The following is a 15,832-nucleotide window of genomic DNA, read 5'->3' on the forward strand; positions in this document are numbered from 1 at the left end:
GGTAATAAATTCTTTAAATTGGGAGGAAATCCTTGTGACATCAATCTCATCCATATCCAAAAACTCTACCCCTGTCCCCTCCACTAACTCTCAAGCCATTCCAAAATCAAGAGACAAGGAAATTCAAAGTCTGATCGAGCGAAAATCCCAGCTAAATGAACAAATTGAAGTGGTCAGATCCAATGAAACGATGGATAAAAAGCTGAAGCAGGAACGTATTCAAGCCTTGAAAACATCCATACAGGAAACTGATGCCCAGATCGCCCAGATCAAAGCCGAGGAAATGCAGGAAAAAATCGAAAAAGCCCAGCCTAAAAAAGAGGAAACCAAAAAGCCGGAAGCAACCGCTGAAGCAAGTCCTGAAACAAGTGCCGTTGCCCAGTCGATGGATGTTATCCTAAAGAGCCACACCACTTATGACCGTCTGGGCAAGCTCGTTGGGCTCAGCAAGCAGATGGAAAGCTCGATTAAGCCGATACAAGGTGAAATTAAGCTGGAAGAGGATCGCCTGTCCAATAATCCAACAAATGATATTGGCAGACCCCTAATGCTGGAGAATGCGGAACGAACTGTTCTTCAATCCAAAAGGGAGCATATCCAGGAAATCAACTCAAGCATAAACGGCATCAACAACAAAATCGGAGAGTTAGTATCCGACCTGAAGGACAACAACAACGAAGCCTCCGCAATAAAAAATGGCCCAGCCTCACCCCACCCCACCGAGGATAAGGACGACAAAGACGTTAAAAACAAATCCTCCAAAAGCAAAGACAAAGACGGTACTGATAAGGCTCAAGCCTCCAGCACAAAAACAGAGCCAGCAGATCCCGCTTCGCCGTCGATTGATATCCGGGTGTAGGTGCAAAGTCTAAGAACATGAAAATCACTACATTATTAATGAGCAACAAATAAAAATGAGTATTTTAAATTCTATGAAAGGCCAATAAATTAAAATTTTCCCTTCATTTCAACAATATATGATAATATATTACTAGGTGAAATTACCTATATTATGTTTGCTGGGGGAGAATAAAATGTCCGGTTCAAATCTAGGAGCAACAAAACCGAATCTTTCGGATCAAACAAAGTTTTGTAAACACTGTGGGGAGAGAATACACCTCAAGGCGGTCATTTGTAATAAGTGCGGACTGCAAGTTGAAGAGTTGAACGGGGGCAATTCTCAGCCTCAAATCGTGATTAACAACTCAAATATGAACACTAATATTAATAACAACGGAGGCCCCGGTAGAAAAAAAGACAAATGGATTGCCGTTTTACTCTGCTTCTTCTTGGGAATATTCGGTGTACATAGATTTTATGAAGGGAAAATCGGTACAGGTATCCTGTACTTTTTTACCGGAGGATTAATGGGAATCGGCACTTTAGTCGACTTCATCATTCTTTTATTCAAACCAAATCCATATTACGTCTAGTCCAAATCAACAAATACCCCGGCTCGTATAAAGCCGGGGTATTTGTTAGGGTACATATACAAAATGATCCAACAGAACCAAAAGTACTGCCCACATCAGGTAAGAAAGCGTTATAGTTGGCATTATGGTATAGAAGTTCCCCTTACGTATCCTGATCCTTACCCTTTCAAGACACCTTATGCTCGATCCGCAGCTTGTCTGCAACCATGGCAATAAACTCCGAGTTAGTTGGCTTGGATTTGGAGATGTTAATGGTGTAGCCGAACAGATGGCTGATGCTGTCGATGTTGCCGCGGGTCCAGGCGACTTCGATGGCGTGGCGGATGGCACGCTCGACGCGTGACGGTGTGGTTTTGAATTTTTCGGCGATGGCCGGGTACAGGGTCTTGGTGATGGCACCAAGGATCTCAATATTGTTGTACACCATTGTAATGGCTTCGCGTAAGTATTGGTAGCCTTTGATATGCGCAGGAACGCCGATTTCATGGATGATCGAGGTAATGTTCGCATCCAGATTTTTTCCCTTGGAGAGCGGCACTACATTACTTGCTCTGGAGCCGGAATAGCTGGTCACGCCGGATGATGTGCTCATGCTGCCCTGTGTGCCGACAAGCTGACGCACGCGGTTGGCCAGAACCTCCATATCGAACGGTTTCAAAATATAATAAGATGCTCCAAGCTGCACAGCACGCTGAGTGATGTTCTCTTGACCGAAGGCGGTCAGCATGATGATCTTCGGCTCCGGCTTCAAATCCATATCGCGCAAGCGCTCCAGAACACCTAATCCGTCCAGGTGCGGCATGATGATATCAAGGATAAGGACATCGGGGATTTTGCGGGCTTCGCTCAGCATTTGAAGCACTTCTTCCCCATTATAGGCGATGCCTGTTACAGTCATATCTTCTTGTTCCGTAATGTACTCGGCAAGCAAATTCGTAAACTCCCTGTTATCATCTGCCAACAACACTTCAATATTCTGCACTGGCTGCTTCCTCCTTAATTATCTCTGCTATTCGAAAATAACATTTATCTTCGCTCCTTTACTGTTTCGACATGCCATTTGAATATCCTTCTGTCGAAAATTATTTTTCTTTATTTTTTTTCGGCATTAGATTATAATTAAATATTTTGTTTCATTGTTCGATCTTTCTCGTTGCCCTTCGACAAAAAATCTTAAGGCTAAACCGCCTTAAGATTATAGGGAAGATTATATCCTTGCTGGGCAACGCCGGAATCCTTAAGCATCCATTCGATGAAGCAGCCATAACCCGATTTGGGATCATTGACGAAGACATGGGTCACTGCACCAACCAGACGGCCATTCTGCACAATTGGGCTGCCGCTCATGCCTTGAACTATACCGCCGGTCTTATCAATCAGCCGGGGATCGGTAATGCGCAGCACCATGCCTTTGGTGGCAGGTGTGTCTTGACGGGCGACATGGATGATTTCCACGCTGAAGCGTTCAACCTGCTGTCCGTCTACAACCGTAAGAATTTGTGCCGGCCCTTCTTTGACCTCATTGCTCATGGCGACCGGAATAGGCTCCTGGTACAGACTATGATCCGGGTTGCGTGTCATTTTACCGAAAATCCCGAAATCAGTGTTGCTCTCCACATTTCCTAGAACCTGGCTCTCCTTCAGAAATTGGGCCCGCTTCTCCCCGGGATCTCCGTCCTGGCTTTTGGAAATGGAGGTGACGCTGGATTGAACAATGTGTCCGCTGCCGACAACAATCGGTGTTCCGGTATTCATGTCCGTAATGACATGTCCCAGCGCGCCATACACTCCCTGTTCTGGAGCATAAAAGGTTAAGGTGCCGACACCTGCTGCAGAATCGCGGATATACAGACCGAGCCGCCACACTTTGTCATTGCGGTCATAAGCCGGCTTCAGCTTTGCTGTATGCTCTTTCCCGGCACGCTTGAATACAATGGTGAGCGGTTCATTTGCTTTGCCTGCACGCTCCACCAGCTTGGCTACCTTGGATACCTCGTCCAGCTTCACACCGTCAATGGAGATCATAAGATCTCCGGGCAGCAGACCGCTGTTCTCGCCGGGTGACAGCTTGGATTCATGCGATACTTCAATCAGATGATGGCCTACAACCAAAACGCCTGCGGACTTTACTTTCACACCAATGGTCTGGCCTCCCGGGATGACCTTAAGGTTCCGGGCCTCCCCCTGAACGGCTCGGTCAGGCGGGATATCCAGCGGTGCGGCATAGCTTTGAAGAGGTCCCGTTATGCCCGATAAGCTGAGAAAGAAGGCTAATAAAAGGCCGGGTATTAACTTCCTGAGGTTCGGGTTCAATGGCTGTCACGCTCCCTTTTGCTTCTTTCGCTTGACGAAAAAGGTGGTCGCCAATTGCGTACCTATAAGATAACCTTGCCCCCAGGCTTTTATTACTGTCAATCATTGTCCCGCTTACCCTGCAGCCGCTTTGCTGGCCTCGGCCAGACCGAGCATTTCCTGTGCGTGATGCAAGGTTTTTTCGGTAATTTCCACACCGCCCAGCATCCGGGCCAGCTCCATCACACGTCCTTCATCCGATAGCGACTCGACTTCGGTCATCGTGCGTCCGTCCTCGACTTTTTTGCGGATCAGATACTGATGGTCGGCCATGCAGGCCACCTGCGGCAGATGGGTAATGGAGAACACCTGACAGGTGGACGAGAGCTTGTACAGCTTATCGGCAATCGACTGGGCCGCACGTCCGCTGACCCCGGTATCCACTTCGTCAAAAATCAGAACAGGAATGGCATCATGCCGGGCAAAAATACTCTTCATCGCCAGCATAATCCGCGACAGCTCCCCGCCGGAGGCAATCTTGCCCAGAGGTCTCAGCGGTTCGCCGGGATTCGGGGAGATCATGAACTCTGCACTGTCGATCCCCTGCCGGGTCAGCCGGTAACGGCGGTCCTGGTATTCAACGCCCCGCGGGTCCTCCAGCGTATCCATTTTGACCTGCAGCGAGGTCCGCTCCATCTGCAGATCCTTCAGCTCACCCTCAACCTGGGCCGCCAGATCAGTTGCGCATTGCCGCCGGGCCCCGCTTAATGCTTCGGCCGCCTCCATTAGCGTATTCAGAAGTCCATCCCGCTTCACCGTCAGCTTCTCGATATATTCATCCTTGTTCTCCAGCAGATCGGTCTCCCGGCTAATTTGTTCATAATAGGCCAGAATCTGCTCCACGCTGTCCCCATATTTGCGCCGCAGACCGGAGATCAGATCCAGACGGTTCTCGATATCCTCCAGACGCGCCGGATTGAACTCAATATCCTCCCGGTAATCGCGAAGCTGAAAAGCGACATCCTCCAGCTGGTAATATGAGGACTGAAGCTGATCGAAAACAGCCCGCAGACCTTTTTCATCATAACGTACTGCATCCTCCAGCTTGGAAATCACATTGCCAATCAACTCCAGACCCTGCCGGTCATACAGCAGCTCGTATGCGCCAGAGACGGAATCCATCATTTTCTCGCTGTGGGATAGTTTGACCCTTTCTTCGGCAAGTAATTCATCCTCACCCGGTTTTAGTCTGGCGGAAGAAATTTCCTCCAGCTGAAAACGGTATAAATCAAGCATCTGGTAAGCCTTTTGGCTTGATTCCTGCAGCTCGCGGAGCTCTTTTTCCACCTTGGCAAAAGCGGTATATTTCTCTTGATAGTCCGCTTTAAGCGGTCCGATTACAGCCTCACCGTATGTATCCAGCAGACCCAGATGGCGCTCCGCCTTCAGCAGATTCTGGTGCTCATGCTGCCCGTGAATATTCACAAGCTGCTCACCAATCTCCCGCAGCATGCTGAGATTCACCATTTGCCCGTTGACGCGCGAGGTGCTTTTGCCAAGAGAGGTGATCTCACGGCGGATAACCAAGTGCTCCTCAGGCTGCGCCGTGATGCCCAGACGCTCCAGCGTTTCCCATACGGGATGGCTGACGGGCAGACTGAACAGCGCCTCCATCTCGGCCTTCTCCGTCCCGTAGCGGATGGAATCCGCAGAGCCCCGGCCACCGACCACGAGCCCCAGCGCATCAATGATTATGGATTTACCTGCTCCGGTCTCCCCTGTAAGCACATGAAAACCGGGATAAAAATGCACATCCACCGCTTCAACAACGGCGAGATTGCGGATCGACAACGTTTCTAACACGAATACAGCACCTCCGAAAAGATGTATGCAGAATGATTAGGATATATATCCCATGATTTGTGAAATGACGTTTTTGCTGTCCTCCGGCTGGCGGCAAATAATCAGGATGGTATCATCGCCGGAAATGGTGCCCATAATCTGCGGCCAATCAATATTGTCAATCAGCGCTGCAACAGAGTTAGCCGTTCCCGGAAGGCATTTCATCACCACAAGGTTGGCGGAATAATCAATATGCACAAAATTGTCCACCAGCACGCGCTTCAGCTTCTGCGTCGGGTTATAACGCTGGTCTGTAGGCAAGGAATATTTGTAGCGGCCGTCGTCCATTGGGACTTTGATCAGCAGCAGCTCCTTAATATCCCTCGACACTGTAGCCTGGGTTACCTGGAAGCCGGCCTCGCGCAGCGCCTCAACCAGATCATCCTGTGTCTCAATTTCCTGTTGCGTAATGATTTCACGTATTTTAATGTGCCTGTGTCCCTTCATTGTTGCCTCCCATATTTTAAAAGTTTGAGCCTTAATTGGATTCTCCATCATCTTTGCCGAGCTTGATCTCATGGATCACGGAGGTGGCGGTGTTGACATACAGCACTCCGCTGCATTCAGGGTAGATCAGCAGATAGGGCAACAGGGCGTCTCGAAGTCCGCTGCCGGTAAGCTCCAGTGCTTTGCGCGGGCGGGACAGTATCACCAAATAGAAACTGTCTTCTTCCTTGCTGGCCACGTAATCAATGAACAGCCTGCTGTACATGGAAGCCCCATCCACCTTGAAGGACAAGGGGATTTTCAATTTGCCGCCAATCACCTCATAACCTGCCGCTTCCAGCAAATCGATGGATGGTGAGGGCAGAATATCCTTGTTGAGCGGCACACGGTCCTTCATAAAAGAACGCGGAGAGCCTTGCAGCCATATGTAAATCCGGTAAATGACAAATATTGCGACCACCAGTCCAATTAACACCATCACGGCCTGATCCGAGCCCGCCAATTTCATCACCTCGGTGACTAATTCGCTTGAGGGCTGGTGAAATCCTGCTTATTACAGCTTAGTTTGCCCAGAATTCGCAGATGGGGGGACAAGGGTCTAGTAGTACTGCGGGGAATGTTTGGATTTCCGGCCGCTGTTGTCTGCAGATTTCTTCAATTGTACCGCTGTTCGCGGTTGAAATCCGCAGACAGCCTAATCATACGGCCAGCTTTCCTACGGAAAGCTCTCAGGCGGTAGCTATCGCTCCGTAAGTATCCAAACTTCCCCTCCGCACTCCTACCTTTTTTATGTTTTTTTCAGTTCACCTTATATAGCCAAGATTAAGCAAAAGAAACTCATCGTTTCTTCGATGAGTTTCCAGAGTTACTGACTTTGAAGGTGTTCGTGGCTTCCCCAATCACTGTATCGGCGAGCGCTGCGAAATCCTCCGGCTTACGGCCCCCGGCTGCATCATGCTCCCCTGCTGCAGTCTCCACAGTATCGGGAAGCAGCTTCCAGTGTGCCAAAAACTCTATATTCCCTTCCCCGCCGGTGATCGGAGAAAAGGTTAAGCCTTCCAGACGGTAGCCCAGCTCTGCGGCCATGCCCAGCACATTCATCAGCACTTCCTTGTGGACAGCCGGTTCACGGACTACGCCGGATTTGCCTACCTTTTCCCGTCCAGCCTCGAATTGCGGCTTGATCAGCGCAGCAATATCTGCCGGACGATTAAGCAGCGCCTTAAGCGGCGGTAGAATAATCTTCAGAGATATGAATGAGACATCTATACTGGCAAAGTCGGGAACCGGCCCCTGCAGATCAGGAGGTGTCATGTAACGGAAATTCGTCTGCTCCATCACAGTTACCCGCTCATCATTGCGCAAGCTCCAGTCCAGTTGGTTATAGCCGACATCAATAGCGTATACATGGCTCACTCCATTCTGGAGGGCACAATCGGTGAAGCCGCCTGTAGAAGAGCCGATATCCAGCATGGTACGCCCGTTCAGATCAATGCCAAACTGCCGCAGCGCCTTCTCCAGCTTCAGTCCGCCCCGGCTGACATAAGGGTGCACTGCACCTTTAACCCTCAAGGTAGCGCTGCGCGGCACCTTCATGCCGGCCTTCTCAATCCGCTCTTCATCCGCAAGCACAAGACCAGCCATAATTGCAGCCTTGGCCTTCTCACGGCTCTCGTAAAAGCCTTGTTCCACTAACAATACATCTATCCGTTCTTTTGGGTGTTCCATGGTCATCTCCTGATTGTTCTTCATGTTACCGCTTCGACGTTCCTGTTCAGGAGGTTGAAGTTGTCTTGTAGGAATACGCGCTTAATGCCTTCATAGCCTTAATCCGGCCCATCACGGCTTCAACGGTAAGTCCGGTCTCCTGGCGCTGTTCCTTGACGGAGCCATGTTCGACAAAAACATCCGGTACGCCCATCAAATGAACCCGCGCATCATAAATTTCATGCTCCGCATAAAATTCAAGCACTGCGCTGCCCAGGCTTCCCGCCTGGCTGGCTTCTTCCAGCACAATCATTCCGGTTCCGGCTTGGGCCAGATCCAGCAGCATGGAGCTGTCAAGCGGCTTCAGGAACCGTGCATTGACAACGCCCACCTGAATGCCCTCACGCTTAAGCTGCTCCGCTGCTTCCTCGGCCACCTGAACCATCGGGCCGCAGGCCAGCACAGCATAATCATCGCCCGGTCGCAGGCGCTCCCAGGAGCCAATCGGCAGAACCTTCAGCTCGGCATCCAGCGCGACCCCTGTTCCGTTAATGCGCGGATAACGGTAGGCAATCGGCCCGTCGTTATACTCCAGCGCCGTCTTCATCATATGACGCAGCTCATTTTCATCCTTCGGCATCATCATTACCATGTTGGGGATGTGGCGCATAAAGGCGATATCGTATACGCCCTGGTGCGTCTCGCCGTCGGCACCCACAAAGCCCGCACGGTCAATGGCGAACATAACATTAGCGTTATGACGGCAGATATCATGCACAATCTGATCGTAAGCCCGCTGCATAAAGGTCGAGTAGACGGCGTATACCGGCTTCAGCCCTTCCATCGCCAGCGCCGCACAGAGCGTAGCCGCATGCTGCTCGGCAATGCCGACATCAATCATCCGGTCCGGAAACTCCTTGGCGAACGGGAACAGACCGGAGCCGCCCGGCATCGCCGGAGTCACAGCAATGAGCCTCTTGTCTTCGCGTCCCAGCTCAATCAGCGTCTCACCGAACACTTCGGTGTACATCGGAGTGCCTACCGCCTTCAGGGACTGGCCGGATTCAATCTTGTAAGGGGAGATCGCATGCGATTTATAGAAATCGGTTTCAGCAGGTTTGTAGCCTTTGCCTTTCGTGGTCAGAACATGCACCAGGACAGGCCCGGATACATTATCCGCCTGATGGAAGGCATCAATCAGCTTCTCCACGTCATGGCCGTCAACCGGTCCAAGATATGTAAAGCCAAGCTCCTCGAACAGTACGCCTGGAACCATCATATATTTAAGACTGTCCTTCACACTCTGAGCGGTCTTGGCAAGCCTTCCGCCGATGGCGGGAATTTTCTTGAGCAAGCCTTCTACTTCATCCTTGGCCCGCAGATAATGGCGGTCCGAACGGATTTTGCTCAAATAATTGTGCATCGCCCCTACGTTCGGAGCAATGGACATCTCGTTGTCATTCAGAATAACCATCAGCTTGCGCTGTTCATGGCCGATATGGTTCAGCGCTTCAAACGCCATCCCTCCGGTCAGCGCCCCGTCCCCGATCACAGCGATCACCTTGTTGTCCTCGCCCTTCAGGTCACGGGCCATCGCCATCCCTATTGCTGCGGACAGGGAGGTGCTGCTGTGTCCGGCTTCCCATACATCATGCTCGCTCTCTGAGCGTTTCACGAAGCCGCATAATCCGTCCTTTTTGCGCAGCGTGTCAAAACGGTCCTGGCGTCCGGTCAGAATCTTATGCACATAAGCCTGATGGCCAACGTCATAGATCATTTTGTCCCGAGGGCTGTTATAACAGTAATGCAGGGCCAGCGTGAGCTCCACTACCCCGAGATTCGATCCGAGGTGTCCGCCAGTTACCGTAAGCTTCTCGATCAGAAACCGGCGGATCTCCTCCGCAAGGGTAGCCAGCTCCTCGACTGACAAAGATTTAAGTTGCTGCGGATCATTTATTTGTGGAAGCAGCACGAGTATTCCCCGCTTTCCTAGATGTTGTAAATTATATAAAACCCATTATAACACAAATGAAACGGCCGTCGAAACACAGCCGCTCCAAAATTTGATATTAATGATCGCGCGCCATAAGGTATTCCGCAATATCCAGCAGACGCGTATTGTCATGAAAACCGCCTTCCAGCACTGCATTTCGTGCGGCTTCCGTCAGCCGCTTCACCTCTTCGCGGGAGGCTTCCAGCCCGATGAAATAAGGGTAAGTGACCTTGTGCTGCTTGATGTCGCTGCCTGTTTTTTTGCCGAGCTTACCTTCGTCGCCAACGAGATCAAGAATATCATCCTGAATCTGAAAGGCCAGTCCAATGTGGGTCCCAAAGTCACGCAGTGCCTCGAGCTGTCTGCTGTCCGCACCTGCGATCCGCCCGCCGGCCATCAGGGAGAAAATGATCAGATCCCCCGTCTTGTGACGGTGGATATACTGCAGCTGCTGCAGATCGGTAAGCCCCTGCTCGCCTTCCATATCGGCGATCTGGCCTCCGACCATGCCGCGCGGCCCGGACATTTCAGCCAGGTCCTCAACGATGGAAAGCACACTGTCTGCAGAAGCGCCATGTCTCCGGGAAGCTTGGACCACGCTATAAAAAGCATGGGTAAGCAGCGCATCCCCAGCCAGAATAGCGGTGGCCTCTCCGAATACTTTATGGTTGGTCAGCTTCCCGCGCCGGTAATCGTCATTATCCATAGCCGGCAGATCATCATGGATCAGCGAGTAGGTATGTACCATTTCAATTGCCGCAGCTACCGGCAACGCCGCCTCGCGGCGGCCTCCGAGCGCTTCGCAGGCGGCAATGACAAGCAGCGGGCGCAGGCGTTTGCCGCCTGCCTGCAGGGAGTAATTCATCGCATCCTTCAGCTTGCCTGGAACCTGCCACTGCAAAGGGAAGGTGCTATCCAGCTCATTCATGACCAGCGCGCTGATCTCGGAGATATATTCCCCGAGCGGCTGACGCTTTTCAGCACTCTCCGCTCCCGGCATCTGCTCAAAGCGGCTCATCGCTGTCACCTTCCAGCCGGGCACCGAACGGTTTCTTGCGCAGCTCCCCGTCCATCTCGGTGATCATTTCGATCTTCCGCTCCACCTGCTCCAGCTTGCTCCCGCAAAGCTGCGACAGCTTCATGCCCTGCTGGAACAAATCAATTGCCTTCTCCAGGGGAACGTCGCCATGCTCAAGCTCACGCACGATTTCTTCCAGCCGTTCCATCGCGCCCTCAAAATCCAGTTCAGCTTCATTCGCCATTCGTTATGCCATCCTCCTTCATTCCCCATACCTGACAGCTTAGCTGTCCGTCGTTCAGCTTTATGTTGACCACATCGCCAAGCTCTACTTCCTTCAGCGATTTGATTAAATGCTCTTCCTTCTCGTCGTAGACGAGGCTGTAGCCCCGCGACATCACCTTAAGCGGGCTGAGCGCATCAAGCTGGCGCAGCTCGGCGGCGAAGCGCGAGCGCTTCTCCTGCAGGCGCGCCTGCATCGCACCCGCAAGCTCGCGGGTGATGCTCTCCGTGCGCTGCCGGGCCGCATTGACACTGCCCAGCGGGTGGAACCGCTGCAGGCTGTGATGCAGCACGGCCTGGCGCTCCCGCGCGCGGCCGTGCCGGGTCTCTGCTGCGCGGCGCAAGGCCGCGCGCAGCATGTCCAGCCGCTGCGCGTGCTGGGCCAGCTGGCGGCGCGGGCCGACCAGCGCCAGCGAGCGCTGCAGCGAGGCCAGGCGCTCGCCGCCGCGCTGCGAGCGGCGCAGCAGCCCTTGCCGCAGGCGCTGCTGCGCTGTGCGAAGCTGCGCCGCCAGCTCGGCGGCGTGCGGCACAGCCAGCTCGGCCGCCGCCGTAGGGGTCGCAGCCCGAAGATCGGCGGCGAAGTCGGCGATTGTGAAGTCGGTCTCATGGCCGACGGCCGAGATGACCGGAATGCCGGAGGCCGCAATCGCCCGGGCCACGGCCTCCTCGTTGAAGGCCCACAGCTCCTCCAGGGAGCCGCCGCCGCGGCCGACGATGAGCACATCGGCCTCGCCCATGGCGTTCAGGTTCTGAATAGCCTTCACAATGGAAGGCCCCGCACCTTTGCCTTGCACCAGTACTGGGTAAAGCACAATTGCCACCTGCGGAAACCGCCGCTGCAGGGTGATGATGATATCCCGCACAGCCGCGCCCGTTGGGGAGGTTACTACCCCGATACAGCGCGGAAACCGCGGCAGCGGCCGCTTGCGCGCCGCTGCGAACAGTCCTTCCAGCTCCAGCTTGTTCTTAAGCTGCTCATAGGCCAGGTACAGGCTGCCGATTCCGTCGGGCTGCATATGCGTTGCATAAAACTGGTACTGCCCGTCCCGCTCATATACAGTCACATTGCCTCGGGCAATGACCTTGGCGCCTTCCTTTGGCACAAACGGCAGCCGCTGGTTATGGGATGCGAACATAATGGACTTGATCCGGCTGCTCTCATCCTTAAGCGTGAAATACATATGCCCGCTGCCGTGGTGCGTGAAATTGGAGATTTCTCCGCGAACCCACACATCGGAGAGAACCACATCCGAATCCAGCTTCATGCGGATATAACGGTTAAGCTCTTTTATTGAATAGACCTGCCGCTCTGCCGCCATAAACCCGGACCTATTCCTTATCCAGGCCGCGGCGGCGTTTCGCTGCAATCAGCGTGTTGTTCATTAGCATCGTAATCGTCATCGGTCCAACTCCGCCCGGCACAGGTGTAATGTATCCCGCAACTTCCTTGGCGCTCTCATAATCGACATCTCCGGCCAGCTTGCCATTGTCCAGACGGTTCATCCCGACATCAATGACAATCGCTCCAGGCTTCACAAAAGAACCGTCGATGAAGTTCGCGCGGCCGATAGCCACGACCAAAATATCCGCTTGGCGGCTAAGCTCGGCGATGTTCGCGGTACGCGAGTGGCACATCGTTACCGTAGCATTCTCGCGCTGCAGCAGCAGGGAGACCGGTTTGCCAACGATGTTGCTGCGGCCGATAACGACCGCATGCTTGCCGGACATTCCGGTGCCGGTCCGCTTAATCAGCTCAATCACGCCGGCAGGGGTGCAAGGAAGCAGGCTGTCGTCCCCGATGACCAGATTGCCCACGTTGATCGGATGGAAGCCGTCAACATCCTTTTCTACCGCGATAGCATTAATTACTGCCTTCTCGTCAATATGCTTAGGAAGCGGAAGCTGAACCAGGATTCCGTCAATTTCATCACGGCTGTTCAACTCTTCGACGAGTGCCAGCAGCTCTTCCTGGCTAGTGGAAGCATCCAGTCTGTGCACTTCGGAATGGAAGCCCAGCCCTGTGCTCGATTTCTCTTTATTACGAACATAGACCTGAGAAGCCGGATCTTCACCGACCAGCACGACAGCAAGACCGGGCTTTACGCCCCGCTGAGCAAGGAAGGCAACTTCCCGGGCAATGTCAATACGAATTTCTTCAGATACCTGTTTACCGCTGATGATTGCTGCTGTCATGTAATTTTCTCCCCTTTGATCTGCTTTTGAGATTTCGCCTATACAAGCTGAACTATAGCTTTCATATTGGGGTCTGGTCGTAACTGCGGGGAATGTTTGGACTTCCGGCCGCTGTTGTCTGCGGATTTGTACCGCTCTTCGCGGTGGAAATCCGCATACAGCCTATGCTTACGATGCCAGCTTTCCTACGGAAAGCTCTCAGGCGGTCGCTACCGCTCCTCCAGTTCCAAACTTCCCCTCCGTCACTTCTGCCCTTTCATATTTTCTTTAGTTCAACTTATATTGCTTATAATATTCTATCGTAAGTCCGCCCTGTGAGCAGGCGAACGATCAAAACCTACAGTTCTGTCTTCAGTGTATCAAGCTCCTGAATCATCTTGCCCAGCACGCCGTTCACGAATTTTCCGGAATCCTCGGTGCCGAAATGTTTGGCCAAATCAATCGCCTCATTGACGGCAACCTTAGCCGGAACATCACTTGCAAAAACCATTTCAAAAGTAGCCAAACGCAAAATCTGGCGGTCCACCCGTGAGAGACGGCTCATCTGCCAGCCCTTCAGGTAATGCTCCAGCATGTCGTCAATGGCCATCTTATGCTCCCACACGCCATTCACATGCTCCACCACATAAGCCTTTAGTTCGATTTCATCTGTAATGACACGCTCGGTCTCATTCTCCTCCGAAGCTTCCGCAATCAGCATTTCTACCGCATCCGCACTTTCCACATCATTCATTTCCATCTGATACAGGCTTTGGATAATAATTTCTCTCGCTAAACGTCTCTTCATCTGATCCTCCTACAATCTTCTTTCGCAAACTTATATTTATAAAAATCAATTTCACACGTTCAGGCTGCCTAATTCGTATGCTCAGCATCTATAATTGTATTTCCTGCAACTATTTTCGGCTTAATGGAGCAGATTCTATCCCTAATTGCATTTCGTACAATTAAAAATCAGAAAAAATCCATTTCTTACGCTAATGGCCGAATTTAATTGTACGAAATACAGCTAAAACAGAAATGAGGCATAATTACGGAGTTTTAATTGCACAAACTGCAACTACAACTCAGAGGTACTATCTCGTCTTCAAAAACTCCCAGAAAAACCCTTCTCCCTCAGTAAGCGGCATTCACAGAACACCATTTTCCTAGCAAATCCTAACTAAAAAAACCGCGCAGCCCTTCTTCCGGAAGATCAGGCAACTCAGACGAACGGGTTCCAGGCTCCGGGAGAAAAAGCTATCGCGGTTCACTTGAAGGGACGCCAGCGTCCGGACAGCCGCTCCACCAGCTCCTGCCACTGAAACAGAGGAGGCTGCGCGGTATCCTTTCTTTTGCCAAGCGTATATCCGATGAACACTACCAGTGCAAAGAACAGCATATCCCAAAAACCGCTAATCAAATAAATCAATCCGAGAACGACGCCGAAGGTGACCCCGGCAATCCTACCCCCGTGACTTTCCCATAGTGCTTTCCAAAACATAAGGGAAACTCACCTCTATTCCACTCGACTTTTGAAGCTTGGAGACTGCGTGAGGTTAGCAATGTACACCGAGACATCAGCCACTGGAATCCCGGTCGTTTCCTGCACAAAATCATGCACCTGACGCTGTACCTCTGTAGTCAGCAGCGGCAGAGAGTTCTCTCCGTCCACCACCGCGCGGATCATGATCTCAAGACCGGCCTGGGAGACGCGGATGCGCGACTTCAGATCTCTGATTCCTTTGACTTTGCCGGCTGCCTTCAGGCTCAGATTCTCAATCGTTTCCATGGAGATTTGAATATCCCCGTATTCTGTACGCTGGTCAACCGAAGGCAGGGAAGCACGGTCACGGCGCAAGGAAATGTAGAAGAAACGGAGGCTGAGCAGGAACAGAATGACTGCAATGGCGATGGCGGTAATATAGGCGGCAGGCCCATCCTGTATCTCAAGGGAGTCAGGAATGGCACCGCTTAAGAGGAGGATGGCAATTACAGATAATATTCCGATGCTTAAGCTGTAGAGGAACAGCAGAAGCCTGTCCAAAATTTTTGCCACGAGTCTCATAACCTCCTTAAATTAGAGTAAACCCTCGACGGTGCTGTCGGGGGTTTATGGAAGACGCTGGTCTTATTTCACGCGGAGAACCGCTTCCGTTTCTTCGTTCTTGTCAGAAGCGTTGCTGGTCTTGAACTGCACGTCATGGATATGCACATTCACTTCAACAACGGTCAGACCTGTCATGGTCTCGATGGAGCGCTTCACATTGCGCTGAATTTCTCCAGCTACTTCCGGCAGACGGTTGCCGTACTCAATGATAACGGACACATCCACGGCAGCCTCACGCTGTCCAACCTCAACCTTTACGCCCTTGGACATGTTCTTGCGGCCGAGAAGCTCTACGATGCCTCCGGCAAAACCGCCGCTCATGCCTGCCACGCCTTTAACCTCTACGGTTGCCAAACCTGCGATAACCTCGATTACCTCAGGAGCAATCTGGATCTCGCCAATTTCCGTACGTTCAAATTCTGTCGGCAATGTACTCATTATGGACTTCACACCTTTCGAAGAAAAAGTTGTTCAAT

Annotated in this window: 17 protein-coding genes; 2 read left to right on the forward strand and 15 right to left on the reverse strand. The window is 52.1% G+C overall.

Annotated elements, in window-relative coordinates; genetic code table 11:
- The first annotated feature begins 34 nt into the window (after positions 1–34).
- Together AC0LWN_RS20415 and AC0LWN_RS20420 are read left to right on the forward strand one after the other, a co-directional pair.
- Positions 35–859 (forward strand): FlxA-like family protein, encoded by an 825-nt coding sequence (locus AC0LWN_RS20415; protein WP_474668517.1) that lies wholly within the window; start codon positions 35–37, stop codon positions 857–859.
- A 175-nt stretch (positions 860–1,034) separates the two neighbouring features.
- Positions 1,035–1,433 (forward strand): TM2 domain-containing protein, encoded by a 399-nt coding sequence (locus tag AC0LWN_RS20420; RefSeq protein ID WP_474668519.1) that lies wholly within the window; start codon positions 1,035–1,037, stop codon positions 1,431–1,433.
- A 166-nt stretch (positions 1,434–1,599) separates the two neighbouring features.
- On the opposite strand, the gene spo0A is transcribed toward AC0LWN_RS20420, so the two are convergent.
- From spo0A to AC0LWN_RS20495, 15 genes are all read right to left on the reverse strand, one after another.
- A complete protein-coding gene (spo0A, locus tag AC0LWN_RS20425) occupies positions 1,600–2,415 on the reverse strand; it encodes a sporulation transcription factor Spo0A (protein WP_458964102.1) in 816 nt (271 codons plus the stop codon).
- Between the two features lie 197 nt (positions 2,416–2,612).
- A complete protein-coding gene (gene spoIVB / locus AC0LWN_RS20430) occupies positions 2,613–3,746 on the reverse strand; it encodes a SpoIVB peptidase (protein WP_474668521.1) in 1,134 nt (377 codons plus the stop codon).
- 114 nt (positions 3,747–3,860) lie between these two features.
- Positions 3,861–5,588, reverse strand: coding sequence for a DNA repair protein RecN (recN, locus tag AC0LWN_RS20435; protein WP_474668523.1), 1,728 nt, complete (start codon positions 5,586–5,588; stop codon positions 3,861–3,863).
- 36 nt (positions 5,589–5,624) lie between these two features.
- Positions 5,625–6,074 (reverse strand): transcriptional regulator AhrC/ArgR, encoded by a 450-nt coding sequence (gene ahrC, locus AC0LWN_RS20440; protein ID WP_458964099.1) that lies wholly within the window; start codon positions 6,072–6,074, stop codon positions 5,625–5,627.
- Positions 6,075–6,105: 31 nt separating this feature from the next.
- Positions 6,106–6,576, reverse strand: coding sequence for a hypothetical protein (locus AC0LWN_RS20445; RefSeq protein ID WP_474668525.1), 471 nt, complete (start codon positions 6,574–6,576; stop codon positions 6,106–6,108).
- A gap of 335 nt (positions 6,577–6,911) precedes the next feature.
- Positions 6,912–7,802 carry a TlyA family RNA methyltransferase gene (locus AC0LWN_RS20450; protein ID WP_474668527.1) on the reverse strand — a complete coding sequence of 297 codons (891 nt, stop codon included), beginning with the start codon at positions 7,800–7,802 and terminating at the stop codon, positions 6,912–6,914.
- Positions 7,803–7,848: 46 nt separating this feature from the next.
- The gene (gene dxs, locus AC0LWN_RS20455) at positions 7,849–9,753 is read right to left on the reverse strand and encodes a 1-deoxy-D-xylulose-5-phosphate synthase (RefSeq protein WP_474668529.1); all 1,905 of its coding nucleotides are present in this window, start codon (positions 9,751–9,753) and stop codon (positions 7,849–7,851) included.
- 97 nt (positions 9,754–9,850) lie between these two features.
- On the reverse strand, positions 9,851–10,792 hold the full coding sequence (locus AC0LWN_RS20460) for a polyprenyl synthetase family protein (protein WP_474668531.1): 942 nt from the start codon (positions 10,790–10,792) through the stop codon (positions 9,851–9,853).
- Complete coding sequence (xseB, locus tag AC0LWN_RS20465; RefSeq protein ID WP_474668533.1) at positions 10,779–11,036, reverse strand: exodeoxyribonuclease VII small subunit; 258 nt, start codon at positions 11,034–11,036, stop codon at positions 10,779–10,781. The genes AC0LWN_RS20460 and xseB overlap by 14 nt, the downstream gene beginning before the upstream one ends.
- Positions 11,026–12,393, reverse strand: a complete 1,368-nt coding sequence (gene xseA, locus AC0LWN_RS20470) for an exodeoxyribonuclease VII large subunit (RefSeq protein ID WP_474668535.1) — start codon at positions 12,391–12,393, stop codon at positions 11,026–11,028. Before xseA ends, xseB begins: the two co-directional genes overlap by 11 nt.
- A gap of 10 nt (positions 12,394–12,403) precedes the next feature.
- The gene (gene folD / locus AC0LWN_RS20475; RefSeq protein ID WP_474668537.1) at positions 12,404–13,267 is read right to left on the reverse strand and encodes a bifunctional methylenetetrahydrofolate dehydrogenase/methenyltetrahydrofolate cyclohydrolase FolD; all 864 of its coding nucleotides are present in this window, start codon (positions 13,265–13,267) and stop codon (positions 12,404–12,406) included.
- A gap of 337 nt (positions 13,268–13,604) precedes the next feature.
- Positions 13,605–14,054, reverse strand: a complete 450-nt coding sequence (gene nusB / locus AC0LWN_RS20480; protein WP_474668539.1) for a transcription antitermination factor NusB — start codon at positions 14,052–14,054, stop codon at positions 13,605–13,607.
- Positions 14,055–14,516: 462 nt separating this feature from the next.
- Positions 14,517–14,750, reverse strand: coding sequence for a DUF2273 domain-containing protein (locus AC0LWN_RS20485; protein ID WP_474668541.1), 234 nt, complete (start codon positions 14,748–14,750; stop codon positions 14,517–14,519).
- A gap of 15 nt (positions 14,751–14,765) precedes the next feature.
- Positions 14,766–15,305: an alkaline shock response membrane anchor protein AmaP gene (gene amaP, locus AC0LWN_RS20490; RefSeq protein ID WP_474668543.1), complete on the reverse strand. Its 540-nt coding sequence runs from the start codon at positions 15,303–15,305 to the stop codon at positions 14,766–14,768.
- A gap of 72 nt (positions 15,306–15,377) precedes the next feature.
- Complete coding sequence (locus AC0LWN_RS20495) at positions 15,378–15,794, reverse strand: Asp23/Gls24 family envelope stress response protein (RefSeq protein WP_474668545.1); 417 nt, start codon at positions 15,792–15,794, stop codon at positions 15,378–15,380.
- Between the last annotated feature and the right edge of the window lie 38 nt (positions 15,795–15,832).

It is taken from the genome of Paenibacillus sp. sgz302115, from assembly GCF_056120445.1.

What these genes read in the sequence shown, in the direction of transcription:
- AC0LWN_RS20420 (WP_474668519.1), top strand. Translation starts at nt 1,035, where the DNA reads ATGTCCGGTTCAAATCTAGGAGCAACAAAACCGAATCTTTCGGATCAA.
- ahrC (WP_458964099.1), bottom strand. Translation starts at nt 6,074, where the DNA reads ATGAAGGGACACAGGCACATTAAAATACGTGAAATCATTACGCAACAG.
- AC0LWN_RS20450 (WP_474668527.1), bottom strand. Translation starts at nt 7,802, where the DNA reads ATGGAACACCCAAAAGAACGGATAGATGTATTGTTAGTGGAACAAGGC.
- AC0LWN_RS20460 (WP_474668531.1), bottom strand. Translation starts at nt 10,792, where the DNA reads ATGAGCCGCTTTGAGCAGATGCCGGGAGCGGAGAGTGCTGAAAAGCGT.
- xseB (WP_474668533.1), bottom strand. Translation starts at nt 11,036, where the DNA reads ATGGCGAATGAAGCTGAACTGGATTTTGAGGGCGCGATGGAACGGCTG.
- xseA (WP_474668535.1), bottom strand. Translation starts at nt 12,393, where the DNA reads ATGGCGGCAGAGCGGCAGGTCTATTCAATAAAAGAGCTTAACCGTTAT.
- folD (WP_474668537.1), bottom strand. Translation starts at nt 13,267, where the DNA reads ATGACAGCAGCAATCATCAGCGGTAAACAGGTATCTGAAGAAATTCGT.
- nusB (WP_474668539.1), bottom strand. Translation starts at nt 14,054, where the DNA reads ATGAAGAGACGTTTAGCGAGAGAAATTATTATCCAAAGCCTGTATCAG.
- AC0LWN_RS20485 (WP_474668541.1), bottom strand. Translation starts at nt 14,750, where the DNA reads ATGTTTTGGAAAGCACTATGGGAAAGTCACGGGGGTAGGATTGCCGGG.
- AC0LWN_RS20495 (WP_474668545.1), bottom strand. Translation starts at nt 15,794, where the DNA reads ATGAGTACATTGCCGACAGAATTTGAACGTACGGAAATTGGCGAGATC.